This window comes from Candidatus Uabimicrobium amorphum, assembly GCF_009002475.1.
Taxonomy (GTDB): domain Bacteria; phylum Planctomycetota; class Uabimicrobiia; order Uabimicrobiales; family Uabimicrobiaceae; genus Uabimicrobium; species Uabimicrobium amorphum.
In genome coordinates this window covers 1,083,952-1,098,207 of the sequence record NZ_AP019860.1, presented here as the reverse complement: position 1 = coordinate 1,098,207, position 14,256 = coordinate 1,083,952, and the positions used below count along the sequence as shown (strand labels likewise).

The following is a 14,256-nucleotide window of genomic DNA, read 5'->3' as shown; positions in this document are numbered from 1 at the left end:
TTTTTATTCGTTTCCTTGGGGAGTTATTAAAAATTTTCCCACTTGCGTTTGTATTTTTAGCAAAAGTCCGTCGGCCTCCGCATACTCTTGTAAAATTTGTCGCAGTCTTGGTTGCGTAGTTGCTTTCGCCGGGCTGACTTCGCAATTTAAAAAAGCTTCTCCGCTGGTAAAATTATTGGCCATTTCTAAAAAACCATCTTCTTGTACTTCTTGCAAAATTGTTTTGAGCTTTTGTAGCTGCTGCTGTGAGAGATTATCGGCAACAATGGCGATGCGTGGCTGGTACACGGAAAAGTTTTTTTCTTTTGCAAGCAGTTGACTTACTTTATATACGGCACGTTTGGCCAATTGAGTAATCGCTTCACGACGCGCATGTTCTTCGTCTCTTGTTACCATTACTCCACGTTTGAATTCCGTAGCAGAATCTAATTGATAATACGCAACGGTCTCTGCTGTGACCATGCGCACAATGCGAATTCCAAGTTTGGCAAAACAGTATTTTTGCTGTTGTGTTTTAAACTCTGTTGTTGCCCAATAATAGACAGTATGTGTCGCTAGATGATTTTTTTTCGCAATGTAATCCGTGGGGTTGGTTGCGGCAAATACTTGCATTCTCTGGCTTTCATCTTTGAGCTTTTTCCATAACTCTGCCGCATCAAACAAGCGATAATTTGTTTGCATATCCTGCCATAGAGCATCTTTTAAAATATATTGATTTTGTTTGCCATCATCATTTTGCTGTAGTTTGTGTTTGACAATGTGTTTTCGGTCGATAGTTAGAACAACGGTTCCTGTAAACTTTTCGTTCGCTTTTATCGGAGAGGTGTCCACCTCTTTTGGATATGTTTTCACACTGAGTCCATCAAAATCACACACCATATTTTCTAAAGGCGGGTAAGCCGAGAACTTCTTTTGTAAAACACTAACGAAGGCCGTAATCCCATTTTTGCAAGTAATCTTAGCGGCGATTCCCTGGTCTGTGGTGTATCTTTTATCGCGAATCTTAATGCCATTCTCTGTTGTGTCAAGAGCATCCAACAGTTGCCACATGGCATTTTTCTTGTCACCAAACAAACGTACCGCCAAAAAATCAAAGGCGTTTAATATTTCCTTATTGATATCCAGTTGCTCTAAAAGATCGGGTATCAGGGGTCCTATACTTTCTTCAATTGCGCGATGGCGTGAAATACGATTGAGTTGCCAGTGAACGGCAGTTTTTCCGTTGAGCGGAGGCTCTAAAATAAGCTTGGGAGTTTTTCCCTTCACCTGCGCGTAAATTTCACTCCACCCCGACTTATCCACTACTTTAATGGTCGTTTCTGCTTGGTGGCGATAAACGCGTTCAAAAGGTGCATCGCGAATCGTACTTACTTTAGAACTCACAACGACAATTAATTTCGTAGGCAAACTGAGTGCCGCCAACTTATTTTGTAGATCGGTAGGATCTAGATCGGGATTTTTTCGGTACATATCATCAATACGTTTGCGGTACAAGTCTTCATCAAAAAAACGACAATGTGGCTTTAAATACTTCATAACGACATTGTATGCCGAGCGGCGATCTTGTTGTAGAATTTCATAATCAACTTCACCTTCGGGCATAAGTGAAATAAGGGTTACCGCATAACGTGGTTGTGCGTAAATCACCGTTACAAGGCAAAAAGCAACGAACATGTACTTTCTCATAAATCCTCTCCATCGATAAATCCTGCGTTGTAGAACAACAAACCCAGAAAAACCCTACTATAGCAAATTTTGCACTATCTGTCATCGTTCGGCAAAATTTTATGTTGTGCTGTGCTATGTATTTTGTTATTTTGTAACTACAAAGCCGTCTCAAACAACTCACTGTTGTTTTGAAACCTACTCTCTTTGAGTAAAAGTGAAAACATTTGTTTGTCAAAAACCTATCGCAAAGTATTAGATATGCCCCAAGAAAATACCATTCTCACACTTCCCTATCCCATATTTGCCAAGGCATATGAAGAGTCCTCTCAGTCTTTTGCTGGAGGTATGGGAGAAGTTGTACTCGTACGTAAACGCGACGACAATTCTCTTTACGTTAAAAAATCGGTTTTACCACATGAAAACCCACAAAAAAGAGAACAAAACGAAAAGCTATTTATGCGAGAGATGGGGATACTCAAAGAGTTGGGGCAACATCCCAACATTCAAAGTCTTCATGCCATTGTCATTGAACAAGACGCCTCTTTTGCCTACCTATCAGAGTATGTTGAGGGACCAACACTCCACGAAATTATAAAAGAGCAACGCTACACCAAAGCTGTGCCGTCTATTCCCCTTGTTTACAGCATTCTCAAACAAATTGCCAGTGCCCTTGAACATGCCTACCAAAAAGGTATTATTCACCGCGATATCAAACCGGCAAATATGATTTTTAATGAAGAAACACAACGCGCTGTATTAATAGACTTTGGTATTGGTAAATTTGCAGAGCAAGATGATGACAAAAACATGGACATAACCGATCCCACTAAATCATCTTTTCGCGGAACGGTTCATTACATTTCGTACGAGGCAGTACAAGCATGCGACCGCGGTCTAAAAATTGATTTTCGTACAGATATGTACTCTTTAGGAGTGAGTGGCTACGAGTTACTGACCTACGCCTGCCCTTTTGATGAGTCTGAATTGATGGTGATTATTGGCCAAAAAGAAACCGGAGCAAAAGGTGTACCGTTAAAAGACCGGCTTGCTTTGCGCGAAACACTGCATAAAGTTCCGAAATCCCTTATTGCAATCATCGAAAAGAATTTACACCCTAAACGCGAGAGACGATACCAAAGTTATGCAAAATTACTTGCAGACCTCTCTTATTCTGAATGCATGTACTACTTGAGTTCGCAAGCAAATCATCACGATACGCAGGCATATCTCAATGAAGCATATGAAGATTTTCGCAAATACAACGATCATAAATGGTGGAAAGTAGGACGTTTACAATTTTTAGCACTTCGCAAAATATTCTCACTGTTTACCAGCCACAAATACGATGTTGCCGAAGAGGTTTACCAATTTTTTTTAAAAACAAACGCTGTGGGTAAAAAATTACTTTCCTATATGCTTCCGTGGATTGTAGAACAAGCGACAAAAGAAATTCCTAAACTGGAAACGCAAAAGAAATATCTTAGCGAAGAAGATTATCTCTACCAAAAGAAGGCTCTTTTTTCTTTGGCTCAAAAACCTACACGCGAAATTGACCTACAAATTCTTCGGCAAAAGACCCTTAGCGAAGACGATGACTTTGAAGAGATCGAAGAGTTATAAACTAAACTCTTGATGCCAACTTAAAAAAGTTTCGACCTTATCTTGCCCTAGTATCCCCAAATGTTTTGTTATCGCTTCTATGCTTTTTTCTTCTTTCAAGTGCGCGATGTTTTTTGAGAAAAAGTTATCCGCGTAGCAAATAATTTTTTCTTCCAAAGAGATCGGAACCATATCGCGGTGTGGCAAAGGAAGATTACTGGCAATAATTTCCTCTTTGCGAATGCCGACTCCTGTATGCCTCTCGCATACAAGTGCGTGTGCATCTAGCCCTTCTCTTTCTAAAATTTCACGTCCTAAATATCCATGACATAAATAATGATATTTGCCGTGACAGTCAATTCCTGGGGCATTGGTAAAAATAATACCGATGTCATGAAGTAAAGACGCTTCGCGTATGAAGTCTAAATCTACATCTGGAAACTTTGAAGCAACAGATACTGCTTTTTCCATCACCATGTTGCTGTGAGTGAGTATTATTTCGTGTACTTTTGTTTGCGGAGAGTAGTATCTCTCTATGATATTAAGTGGATTCATGTCATCCTAACAAAAATGTGACTAAAAAATTACGAAGCTGTGACACAACTGTGACATATAATATTATATAATAGTAATAACAAAACAACAGTGTTGTATTATATGTTTACAGCATGTGTAATGAAAACAAATATTATTTTTGTTATTTGTGTAATGAACAATATATACAAACACACCAAAGTACAAAACTTTTTAAAGGAGACTGACTATGATGTATCAAGACCTTTTAGCAGATGCTATTCGTGAAGCAGTCATCGCAATGCGTGGAGATAATAAGCCTCAAGATCAGCAACCGTTACACACGAAAAAAGAAGAGGAATAGGGCTTAATTCACCAAATGTTTCATTTAAAGACTGTTTATCATGAAAAATGTAATAAAGAAATCCCCAAAGATCTAGACATAAGGTTTTTGGGGATTTTTTATTAGACTTTGGAATCTACAAACGACTATAATAAAGTTGTACTAATTCCTATATTATGTAGATTTTGAGGGTAAACAAGTTTGTATGGCAACGCCTCCTGAAATATTATTTTTAAAAATAGCTATCAACAAAGGCTACATGAGCAAAGATGAAGCCAACCATGCCCTTCTTTACCAAAAACAATTTGCGGAAAAAGGTCAGCAAATCTATCTGGTAAACTACTTGCTCGCCAAAAAAATGATTACCGCACAACAAGCCGAAGAAATTAAACGCGAATATCAAAACCACATTGCCCAACAAAAAACACCAAACACCACAAATATAGCGACTCCAAATTCTCCCAACCAAAGAGCACGGCAAAGAACACAAGCCAACCAATACCTAAAAGGTTTAAGCAATACGCGCAAACTCAACAAAGTTACGGTGCAAAACAAAACGGAGACCAAACGCTACAATAAATCCGATTTTGCCAATCTTTCACAGAATTCTTTACCAAAGAACATCGCCAAAGTGGAGAACACCGTTTCATCTCCAGTGATAGGAACTGGCGAAATGTTTGGCCACTATCGCATAGAAAAGGAAATTGGTCAAGGAGGAATGGGGTCCGTTTACAAAGTATATGATACAAAACTGAACCGTACTGTCGCTTTAAAAGTTATTTCTACGGAGCACAAGATCAAAGAAAAGCGTAAAAAACGTTTCTTGCAAGAAATTAAGGCCACGGCGCAACTCAATCACCCCAATATCGTTCAAGTTTTAGAAGCAGGAGAAACACCACAAAACTATTTTACTATGGAGTACTTAGAGGGAGGAACACTCTCCCCTCTTATAAAAAATGGTCCACTAAAACCTGTTCAAGCGGCAATGATTGTCCAGAAAATTGCAGAAGCATTGTATTATGCCCACAAAAACGGAATTATTCACCGCGATATAAAACCCTCGAATATCATGTTTAATGCAAATAGAGAGCCTAAACTTATGGACTTTGGTCTGTCAAAAATGATTGACGTCGACGATAACCTGTCCAAATCGGGAGAAGCTCTTGGAACACCGGCATATATGTCGCCAGAGCAAGCGAACGGAAACGAAACTGAACCACAAAGCGATATTTATTCCTTAGGTGCCACACTCTACGAAATGCTTACTGGGAAACAAGTTTTTGAAGGTGAATCATACTACGATATACTAAATAAAGTATTTCACGAAGATCCAATTCTACCTCGCGAATTGAACCCAGATATACCCAAGGATCTACAGGCAATTTGTTTAAAGGCTCTACAAAAAAAATCGCAAAACCGCTATGTAAACGCACGCAATTTTGCCAAAGATTTAAAAAATTTCGTCGAACGTAAACCAGTAAGCGCACGACCGATATCCTTATGGCAGAAAATCTCAAAATTCAGTAAAAGGTACCGCATTACGATTCTAGTTTCGACTCTTCTTTTTAGTTTTTTCGTCATGGGCACTATTGGCTACATGTATATGCTCTACGATAAACACAAGTCGCACATATTATACCTTTACGAATTGCAGAGAACAGAAAAGTCATTACAAACAAATCCCATATTTTTTAAACAACTCTACATCGCCTTTACAGGTTTAGAAACCTACAACCAAATAGAAAAGCTTTTCACAGAGGAGACACGTAAGGCTTTAATCCTCCATCTGTGGGCACTTCATCATGTAGAAATGGATGACAAAGCAAATATCAAAAAATGGATACTTGCGTACGACTATTTTATTCAGCAAAATGCAATGCATCGCGCTTATTATTTTTGCAATAGAGGATATCTAAATCTGTTGCGCAAAAACAACTCTGCCGCAGCAAATGACTTTGATCGTGCGTTGGAGTTATTGCAACGTAACAAACAGCCTAATTCAGAAGAAGATGACTATCTCTTTGAATTTTGCAATCGATCTAAAAAACAAGTAAAGCAAGAGTCAAGAGGAGAGTAACTTGAAAATAAAAACTAAATATTTATCCGCTCTGCGTTATTTTTGCTACAACCACAGAAGAACTTGGGAAATCAAAAAAGAAATTGCGCAGTCTTTGCAAGAAAAGAATTGCACAATAGCCAATAAGGCGATTCCCATTGCGATGATGCCTGTTCTTCTGACACAACAGGAGCAACAAAAAATCGCAACAATAGCCGAAGATATGGGAAAGTTGGTAAATAAAACCGTTGAAGCTTGTTTTGCCTCTCCACGAATGAAAGATTATCTATCTACGGAAATTTTACCGGAAGAATGGACACAAAATCGTCGTGCATCTATTTTGCAAAGAATTGATATTGTGTACAATGGTAACGATTACAAAGTAATTGGGGTAGAATGCGATGCTCCGCGTGGGCAAGCGTGGACCGATTATGTGCGCATGGCTTTTGCACAACACCCCTACTACGAAAAGTTCATCCATTTTCCCGAACGTGAAAAAAAAGCATATTTTCTCGAATCGCTTCTCAAAGCGTTACAAAAAGCGGCAAAGGTAAGTGCCCCAACTGTTGCACTTGTCGATTTTCGTGAATCCACTGCAATCACTGACTTACAAATTGCCAGTCGTTTTTTGACGCAAGGAGGCATTAAGGCATTCATTGCCGACCCAAGAGATTTTACTTTGCAGGGAGATAAAGCTTATGTAAACGATGCTTGTGTGGATATCGTAATTCGCGGTTGCAATACAAAAGCCCTTATCCAACATGCCGCTCATATTTCCGACTTTATGTCGGCATACAACAAAAAGGCTTTTATCATGGTAAATTCGCTTTTTGGTGCCTACGCAAGTGATAAATCGCTATTCTCACTGATGACAAATTCCGATTTTGCCGATATATATGATAAAAAACAGCGACAGTTTATCCAAAAATATATCCCATGGACAAGACGATTCTCGGAGCAACAAACTTTTTTTGGGAAAACGGCCATAGAGTTAAAAGAATTTGCAAAAGAACATCGCGAAAATATTGTTTTAAAACCAGCAAATGGAGACGGAACTCATATGGTGCAAATGGGAATAGGAATGGAACAACCACGCTGGGAAGGTATGGTCAATAATTACAGTGGCCGCAGTGATTGGATTGTACAACAATACGTTCCCTTACCACAAATACATCAACCACATTTAGTGAAGGGTAAGGTAAGCAAAGAAATACGTTACTTTTGTTTTTCGGCCTTTATCTTGGATCAAAAATTCCAGACTCTACTATGTCGTTGTGCCCCGCGCTTCGATATCCATATGGAACACGGATGGGTCGTACCTGTTTTTAGTTATGAAAAACAAAAAAGAGGAAAGAAATCATATCTCAACTAGAAATACGATTATGTTAAGAGCATTTTGGGTGTGTTTTTGTGTGTTGTGCGTAAGTTGTTCCAACACATGCAAAATACCTGACTCCCCTATAGTAACTACAACACCTTTTTGGGAAAAAAATAAAGACTGGCAATACTATGTATTGCAAGTGAAAGAAATGCAAAATCAAACAAAACCGCTTTATCAAGAAGCAAAACAAATCATTTTGCAAATCGCCCAAGAAAATACACAAGAGATTGTCAAAATACGCAAAAAAAATTTGAGCAATACAAAGTTGAATGCCGCACAGCAGCAACAAGTGACCAAAGTATGGAAAGATGTTATAGATTTGCGAAGAAAGTTTTTGTATAGCGCCGTGATCATCGCTGACTTACGCGGTGAGTGGCGAAAATATACAAAAAATTGTACTGTGGAAAAGCCATCTCTGTCTAAAGAGCTTGCCAATCTGCCCAGCGTGCATTCGTTAGAAAAAAGAATAAAGGTGTGCGATGTGTTGTATGACGCTTGTTTGCAGCTATCACTGCAAAATATCGAGGTGATCAATCCTTATATTGAAAAGTAGGTTTAGAAGTTTGTCTTTGGTAAAGGGATTGCTTCTCCGAATTGGTGCCCTCACCATCGAATTTAAGGTTTTAGCTTCGCTAAAAACCTCAATTCTCATGCCTCTCCCACAGGGAGAGGCGTAACACGTCTGAATTTGTTTCCATTCGTTTTCTTCAGTGCTATCATAGGTACAACATCAATCAAAGAGTGTATTACATCACTACTTTTGACCCGCAACTCAAACGAATTTTGTTTTTAACAAAAGAGAAGCATTACACCTCTCCCTGTGGGAGAGGTATGAGAATAGCAGCTTACAGCGCAGCTGTAACTGCTAATTCGATGGTGAGGGCACCCACCCAAAGACGACTTTTTTTCATCATTCCATAGAACGGGCGGACACTAGGTCCGCCCCTACAACGCACTGTGTTATAGATAGATTTATTTATACGTTTCTACTTCTTATCAAATGTGTAGTCTTTTTTCTGTAGTTGCTCATGCAAGGTCTTGGTAATTGCTGTTTCTAGTGTGTCTTTACCACCTGATTGTTCGCGCATTTTTTCTGCAACATACTTCTTGCGTGCATCCATAAGAGTTTTTATTGTCTTTTGGATTTCGGTACGCTTTTTAAGAAGAGAATCAACGTATGCTTTGCGTTCTTCAATGGTCATTTTACGCATTTCTTCTGGTAAGTCCTCTGTTTTCACTTTTTCCAGGTCAAGTTTACCTTCTCTGTTTGCATCGACCAAATCCCAAGCTGTGTTACGATAGTGCACAGAAGCTTTTGACATCGCACGTTGGATGTTACCACTGTAAGAACTTTTCTTTGCCATCTTATCTTGCATCATCTGACGTTCTTTACCTTTTGATCCACCAGAACCGTAAGCAATGTATGTTGAATTCAACTTTTGATTAAGTTCTAGGATTTTTTTGTCTTGTGGAGCTTTTATATCAATCACTTTGCGGTTTTGATCAATGTTCATGTAGATACCATCTGCCAAAGTTGCTCCATCACGCCATTTTCCATTTATACCTGTTTGATAATCACCGCAATGGATTGTGTTAACAACGATTCCTTTGGAGATAGCTTTTTTGCAAGAAACTCTGTAATCGATGTCCTTTAGCTTTTCTGGCTTCTCCGACTTTTCAACGTTTTTAGCCACGTTGTTTTGTGGTGGATTGTTTGGTACATTGGGGACTTTCTGTACTTGTATTTGTTGTTGAGCTTGTTGTTGAACGTTATTTCTGTTTTGATTTCGCGAGTATAGATTGATGCTAACGCGTGTGTTGCCTCCTGGCATTTGTGCAAAAGATTCGTTTCCGGCAATGTAAATTGCTTTGAAATCTTTATCGCTTTCGCTCCACTTCAGTTCTTTTACTGCCTTGTCAATTACCCAACCGCAATATTCTGTTCCACCGTTGGTTTTCAAAGCGAAAAGTTCTTCTGAAACCTTATCAAGGTCCGTTGTTAGAGGTAATACGCGACGTACATAACCGTTTTCTGCGGAAAGAGAATCGTTACCGTATTCGTACAGTGCGACTTGCAACTGTGGAATAACGCCATTTTTTTTCGCTGTTGCTAGTTCGTTTACAATATTCCATAATTGGGTCTTTGCTTGGTGGATAAGACCGTCCATACTGTTACTTGTATCCAGTAAAACAGCAATTTGAATTGTGTAAGTTTTCTTCTTTTCGTCTTCGGCAACAGTAGAAATTGTTGTGGCAAAAAATACCAATAAACATAAAATACCTGTAATAATTTGACGTGTCATGGTTGTTCCCTTTCCATGTAAATACGATTTTGTTAAGTTTTCTACTTAGATGAAGAATAATACGTTAAGTTCCCAACTTTTTATTTTTCTTCTAATTTTAGTATAGCACAAAACAATGAAAACTTTTGTAACACATTTGTAACAATGACCGAATTCAAAATCAAGCTGTTGTTTTATTTAAGTGAAACTATTTTAAACTTGCAGTTGCAAGTGTACAATTCGGTCGTTTAGTGCGTTGATGTATTATTACCTACGGTCAAAATTACAAAACCATTTTGTTATGTAGTTTCATACAATTCACCTAAAATAACTTTTGTTCACAGGCAAAACGTAGAACATCTATCGTGGTGATAATACCTGCCAAGCATTCGTTACTTTGCACAAAAACGCGATGAACACCTGTATTCACGATTAATATAGCAACTTCTTCTATAGGAGTCGTTTCATCCACATACAATGTCAGAGGAGTCATCACATCTTCCACCACCAGATCTTCATCTTCAACTTGATCTTCCGGAGACAAGTAAAAACTGGGATCTAGAAAAAAACGGCTCGTATCCGCATCAAGGATCTTATTGTCGTCAACACTCGCTCGTTGTCTTTTCACGAGATCACGTAGTGAAATAACTCCACGCAGTTTTTTATTTTTGCCAATAACGGGTGCTCCGGATATCTTGTTCTCAATCAAAACTTTTGATGCCTCAAACAACGACATTGTATTTTGTATCATAATGAGTTCCGTACTCATAATGTCTTTGGCTATAAATACCTTCTTTTCCATAATTTCGTCCTCTATTTCATTTTATTATTCTGTAAATTACAATAGGTTATGCAAAGAGCATACCTATTTTGATTCATAACTCCTATTTTGCGTTTTTTTACACTGTTTCACCAGATAAATTTTACTTTTCACTAGGGTGTGTCATCACATCCGAAGGCAAAACCTGACAAAATATTAACAGTGTTAAATTTTCTGGCAACTATTTTACAAAGTAAAAATGTAATTTTCTCAATTAAAATGGTACTATAGTCGTTTGCCGAATGAAAACCACTTTTCTCATAGATAAAGTTGCACAAAAATTTCTACATGATAAAATTATGGCATGGTTTTCGCTAAACAAAAACCTGCAAACAAAATATTGATTTTTATTAGGAGATATACACAATGAAAAGAGATACCACAAAAGTAAACTGTTGGATGAGCAAATCGTTATTGACAGTAGAACCATCCTCTTCCGTAGAAGACGCCTTTGATATCATGCATCAAAATAACTGTCGCCACTTATTAATTACCGACAAGGGAAAATTAATCGGCGTTGTGTCCAACGAAGATTTATACAAAGCGATTCAAGGAAAAAAAACTTCTGTAGATAGCGTTATGTCCACGGATATAACGACATTCAAAGATGAAGATCCGATTATTGACGTCCTGCGTTTATTTATTTCCGAAAAGCTCAGTCTTGTACCGATTGTGCACGGAGAAGATACTCTTGTAGGTGTTGTATCAAACCACGATTTACTCGTTGCTTTTGAAACAATGCTATTGGAAAAAACAACTTAGATAGTACAAATTTTGTGGGTGAACATTATATGGACGCTATTTCTGAAATTTATCTTGCCACTGACTTTGCGGAACACTCGCAAAAAGCGGAAAAAAAAGCGATGATGATGGCGAAGAAACTTCATGTGCCTCTGAACATTATTTACATTCTCGATACGGAAATAATGTCTCCAGGTCTGTATTACGAAGTTATGGACAAACATCCAGAATGGATAGAGGAAGCACGCGCTGAGATGCGCAAGAATAGCCAGGCGCTTATTACAAAGTTGCATAAAGAACTAAAAGCGACAGGACAAAAGTATATATTGGAAGGAAAACCGAAAGAAAAGCTCGTTGAATTTATTGAAAAAAATAATGTAGAGCTTCTTATCATGGGAAAACGCGGTGGTAAGGGTGTTAGCTATGTCGGTAGTGTTTCTGAGTACGTTACGCGACATGCAAATTGTTCGGTTTTACTCGTTTCTTAGGATGTGTCTCGTATGAAAAAACAATGGACCATTGAACATTGGATGACAAAAGATCCGCTGATGATCTCCGTCGATTGCTCGGTAAAAAAAGCGTTTACGATAATGGAAGAAAAAAAAATCCGTCACTTGCTTGTTGTAGAAAATCAAAAGCTTATGGGAATTGTGAGTGATCGTGATTTACGTAGGCCTACGGCTCCCGAAGGGGGGGAGTTAGATTATTTTTATCGTTTAGATGATACCTATGAAGTTCAGTATGTGATGACCAAACAAGTAAAGTTTGTCTACAATACAGATTACATAGGAAAAGCGGCACAAATATTCAAAGAAGAACGCTTTGGGGCAATTCCTGTTGTAGATAAAGATGAAAATGTCGTTGGTATCTTGTCCATTTACGATATTCTAGACGCTTTTAGTGAAGCTTTTTCAGTTTTTACAGCACTGGCGTAATAGAAAATGAATTGCTATGTCATCGGTGATATTCACGGTTATGCAAATTTATTAAGTCAGCTAGTTGACTTAATAACTCCCAAGATACAAAAACAAGACACCATTGTTTTTTTAGGTGATTATATCGATCGCGGTCCAGACTCAAGAGGTGTGGTCGATATTATTTTGCAATTAAGAAAACATCATAACGTCATTTGTTTAAAAGGGAATCATGAGCAGTGGATGTTACAAGCCCTAGAGAAAAGTAAAAACTCATGGGTTACAGGGATGGATGGATTCAGTATGATGGAATCATACTCTCGTGATTTTGCCGACAATTTTCGCCAAGCTTTTCGTAATTTAGGGGTAAAAATTTTCACCCAACCCCAAGTGAATGAAGAACACTACCGTTATTTTTTTCACGAGATTATGCCTAGTGAACACCTTGATTTTTTTATGTCTCTGCAAAACTATTACGAAAATAAGTACTGTATATGTGTGCACGCGGGACTCAACGCAGAACTTCCTTTAGAAGAACAACAAGAGCAAGATTTGTTATGGTCATTACCAGCAAACTTTTTACAAACTTGGCAAGGTAAAAAAACATTGGTAATGGGGCACCAAGGTACACATAGTGTAGATGAGTCTATGTGGGGAAAACCGATTGTTACCCCAAAGGTGGTGTTGTTAGACACAAGCTGCTATGAAACAGGTGTTTTGAGCGCAATACGCTTTCCCGATCGCAAAATATTTCAAGCACAGCAGCCTGTTTAACAACCCTACCTAGACAGCTAACTTTTCTGTAGAAATTCTAGGGTGTCGCGACAATCGCTTCGGGAACCTTGGCGAGAAGTTTTCGTAGATTGTCAACATCGTTTTTATCCGCCATTTCGCATTGGGCATGAGTGTAACGCAGTGGAAAACTAAGGGCCATCATATGTGCACCAGTCATCTGCAAAGCAGCGCCATCTGTAGAACCGCCACTCACAGCTTGTTGAATGGGGATGTCGTGCTGCTTGGCAAGATTCATTAAAAATTTACTCATCCATGGTGATGCGATACACCTTGAATCGACCATCCGTAGAGCAGGTCCGTTACCACATACGGATGTGGCAAGGTTGTGCGGAACGACAGGGGTACAACCACTTGAAATAGTATCAAGAGCGATTACATAGTCTGGAGACATTTGATTTGCCAATACTTGGGCTCCGCGCAAACCAATTTCTTCTTGGACGGTCCAGGCAAACGTGACGCGTAAAGGTAAATCTTTGCCGGCGAGTTCCTGTAGTACTTTCACCATAGCCCAACACCCAAGACGGTCGTCGAGAGAGCGCCCCATTAGAAATTTTTTGCCGACGTAATGTAATTCTTTATAGGCGACAATGGTATCAAATAATTGAATTCCCATCTCGTGAGCTTCTTCTCTACTTGTCGCACCTGCGTCAACGTACATTTCTTCAAACGCGATGGTTCTTTTCATTTCAGAGCGATCGACCATGACATGAGGAGGCTTTATGGCTATGGCTACGGGAAGAATAGCATCTTTTGTAATAAGACGCATTGTTCGTCCTTCAACGGTACGTGGGTCTACACCACCAAGTTTGCGAATTCTCAAAAAACCATTTTCTTCTATATGGGTGACTGTTAAACCAATTTCATCCATATGTGCAGTAATGACTAAATGTTTTTCTCCTTCACCAATTGTTGTGATGAGGTTTCCCATGTTGTCTACTTTGTAATCCACAAGATTTTTTATTTCTTCCTCAATGCGTAGACGAATTCGCTCTTCTTGTCCACATACACCTGGCAAACGAACCAGATCTTCAAGTAGTTTATCCATTGTTGCACTCCATTGAAATTTTGAATATAATATCATTAAATCTTAAAACATTTATTGACAGATACTTGCCAAAATACTTGATAAATTTGTTTATTTCCG

At 38.6% G+C, this 14,256-nt stretch carries 13 protein-coding genes; 8 read left to right on the top strand and 5 right to left on the bottom strand.

Going from position 1 to position 14,256, the window contains the following annotated elements; genetic code table 11:
• Positions 1 to 3 precede the first annotated feature (3 nt).
• Entirely contained in the window at positions 4 to 1,686 is a 1,683-nt protein-coding gene (locus UABAM_RS03770; protein WP_151966668.1) for a hypothetical protein, read from the bottom strand.
• 210 nt (positions 1,687 to 1,896) lie between these two features.
• Between UABAM_RS03770 and UABAM_RS03765 the strand changes: the two genes are divergently transcribed.
• Positions 1,897 to 3,288 (top strand): serine/threonine protein kinase, encoded by a 1,392-nt coding sequence (locus UABAM_RS03765; RefSeq protein ID WP_151966667.1) that lies wholly within the window; start codon positions 1,897 to 1,899, stop codon positions 3,286 to 3,288.
• Here the strand turns inward: UABAM_RS03765 and UABAM_RS03760 are convergent.
• Entirely contained in the window at positions 3,283 to 3,822 is a 540-nt protein-coding gene (locus UABAM_RS03760) for an HD domain-containing protein (RefSeq protein WP_151966666.1), read from the bottom strand. The two genes, UABAM_RS03765 and UABAM_RS03760, sit on opposite strands and share 6 nt — an antisense overlap.
• A gap of 506 nt (positions 3,823 to 4,328) precedes the next feature.
• On the opposite strand from UABAM_RS03760, the gene UABAM_RS03755 reads away from it, so the two are divergent.
• From UABAM_RS03755 to UABAM_RS03745, 3 genes are all read left to right on the top strand, one after another.
• Positions 4,329 to 6,200, top strand: a complete 1,872-nt coding sequence (locus tag UABAM_RS03755; protein WP_151966665.1) for a serine/threonine-protein kinase — start codon at positions 4,329 to 4,331, stop codon at positions 6,198 to 6,200.
• Between the two features lies 1 nt (position 6,201).
• Positions 6,202 to 7,551: a hypothetical protein gene (locus UABAM_RS03750; protein WP_151966664.1), complete on the top strand. Its 1,350-nt coding sequence runs from the start codon at positions 6,202 to 6,204 to the stop codon at positions 7,549 to 7,551.
• Between the two features lie 157 nt (positions 7,552 to 7,708).
• The gene (locus UABAM_RS03745; RefSeq protein ID WP_151966663.1) at positions 7,709 to 8,113 is read left to right on the top strand and encodes a hypothetical protein; all 405 of its coding nucleotides are present in this window, start codon (positions 7,709 to 7,711) and stop codon (positions 8,111 to 8,113) included.
• A gap of 433 nt (positions 8,114 to 8,546) precedes the next feature.
• On the opposite strand, the gene UABAM_RS03740 is transcribed toward UABAM_RS03745, so the two are convergent.
• The gene (locus tag UABAM_RS03740; RefSeq protein WP_151966662.1) at positions 8,547 to 9,863 is read right to left on the bottom strand and encodes a hypothetical protein; all 1,317 of its coding nucleotides are present in this window, start codon (positions 9,861 to 9,863) and stop codon (positions 8,547 to 8,549) included.
• A 301-nt stretch (positions 9,864 to 10,164) separates the two neighbouring features.
• Positions 10,165 to 10,644: a CBS domain-containing protein gene (locus UABAM_RS03735; RefSeq protein ID WP_151966661.1), complete on the bottom strand. Its 480-nt coding sequence runs from the start codon at positions 10,642 to 10,644 to the stop codon at positions 10,165 to 10,167.
• 384 nt (positions 10,645 to 11,028) lie between these two features.
• Between UABAM_RS03735 and UABAM_RS03730 the strand changes: the two genes are divergently transcribed.
• From UABAM_RS03730 to UABAM_RS03715, 4 genes are read left to right on the top strand one after another with little or no spacing between them, the layout of a single operon-like run.
• Positions 11,029 to 11,424, top strand: coding sequence for a CBS domain-containing protein (locus UABAM_RS03730; RefSeq protein WP_151966660.1), 396 nt, complete (start codon positions 11,029 to 11,031; stop codon positions 11,422 to 11,424).
• Positions 11,425 to 11,453: 29 nt separating this feature from the next.
• Positions 11,454 to 11,891, top strand: a complete 438-nt coding sequence (locus UABAM_RS03725) for a universal stress protein (protein WP_151966659.1) — start codon at positions 11,454 to 11,456, stop codon at positions 11,889 to 11,891.
• A 12-nt stretch (positions 11,892 to 11,903) separates the two neighbouring features.
• On the top strand, positions 11,904 to 12,338 hold the full coding sequence (locus UABAM_RS03720; RefSeq protein WP_151966658.1) for a CBS domain-containing protein: 435 nt from the start codon (positions 11,904 to 11,906) through the stop codon (positions 12,336 to 12,338).
• Positions 12,339 to 12,344: 6 nt separating this feature from the next.
• Positions 12,345 to 13,091, top strand: coding sequence for a metallophosphoesterase family protein (locus tag UABAM_RS03715; RefSeq protein WP_151966657.1), 747 nt, complete (start codon positions 12,345 to 12,347; stop codon positions 13,089 to 13,091).
• Positions 13,092 to 13,128: 37 nt separating this feature from the next.
• On the opposite strand, the gene UABAM_RS03710 is transcribed toward UABAM_RS03715, so the two are convergent.
• On the bottom strand, positions 13,129 to 14,157 hold the full coding sequence (locus UABAM_RS03710; protein ID WP_173013120.1) for a M42 family metallopeptidase: 1,029 nt from the start codon (positions 14,155 to 14,157) through the stop codon (positions 13,129 to 13,131).
• Between the last annotated feature and the right edge of the window lie 99 nt (positions 14,158 to 14,256).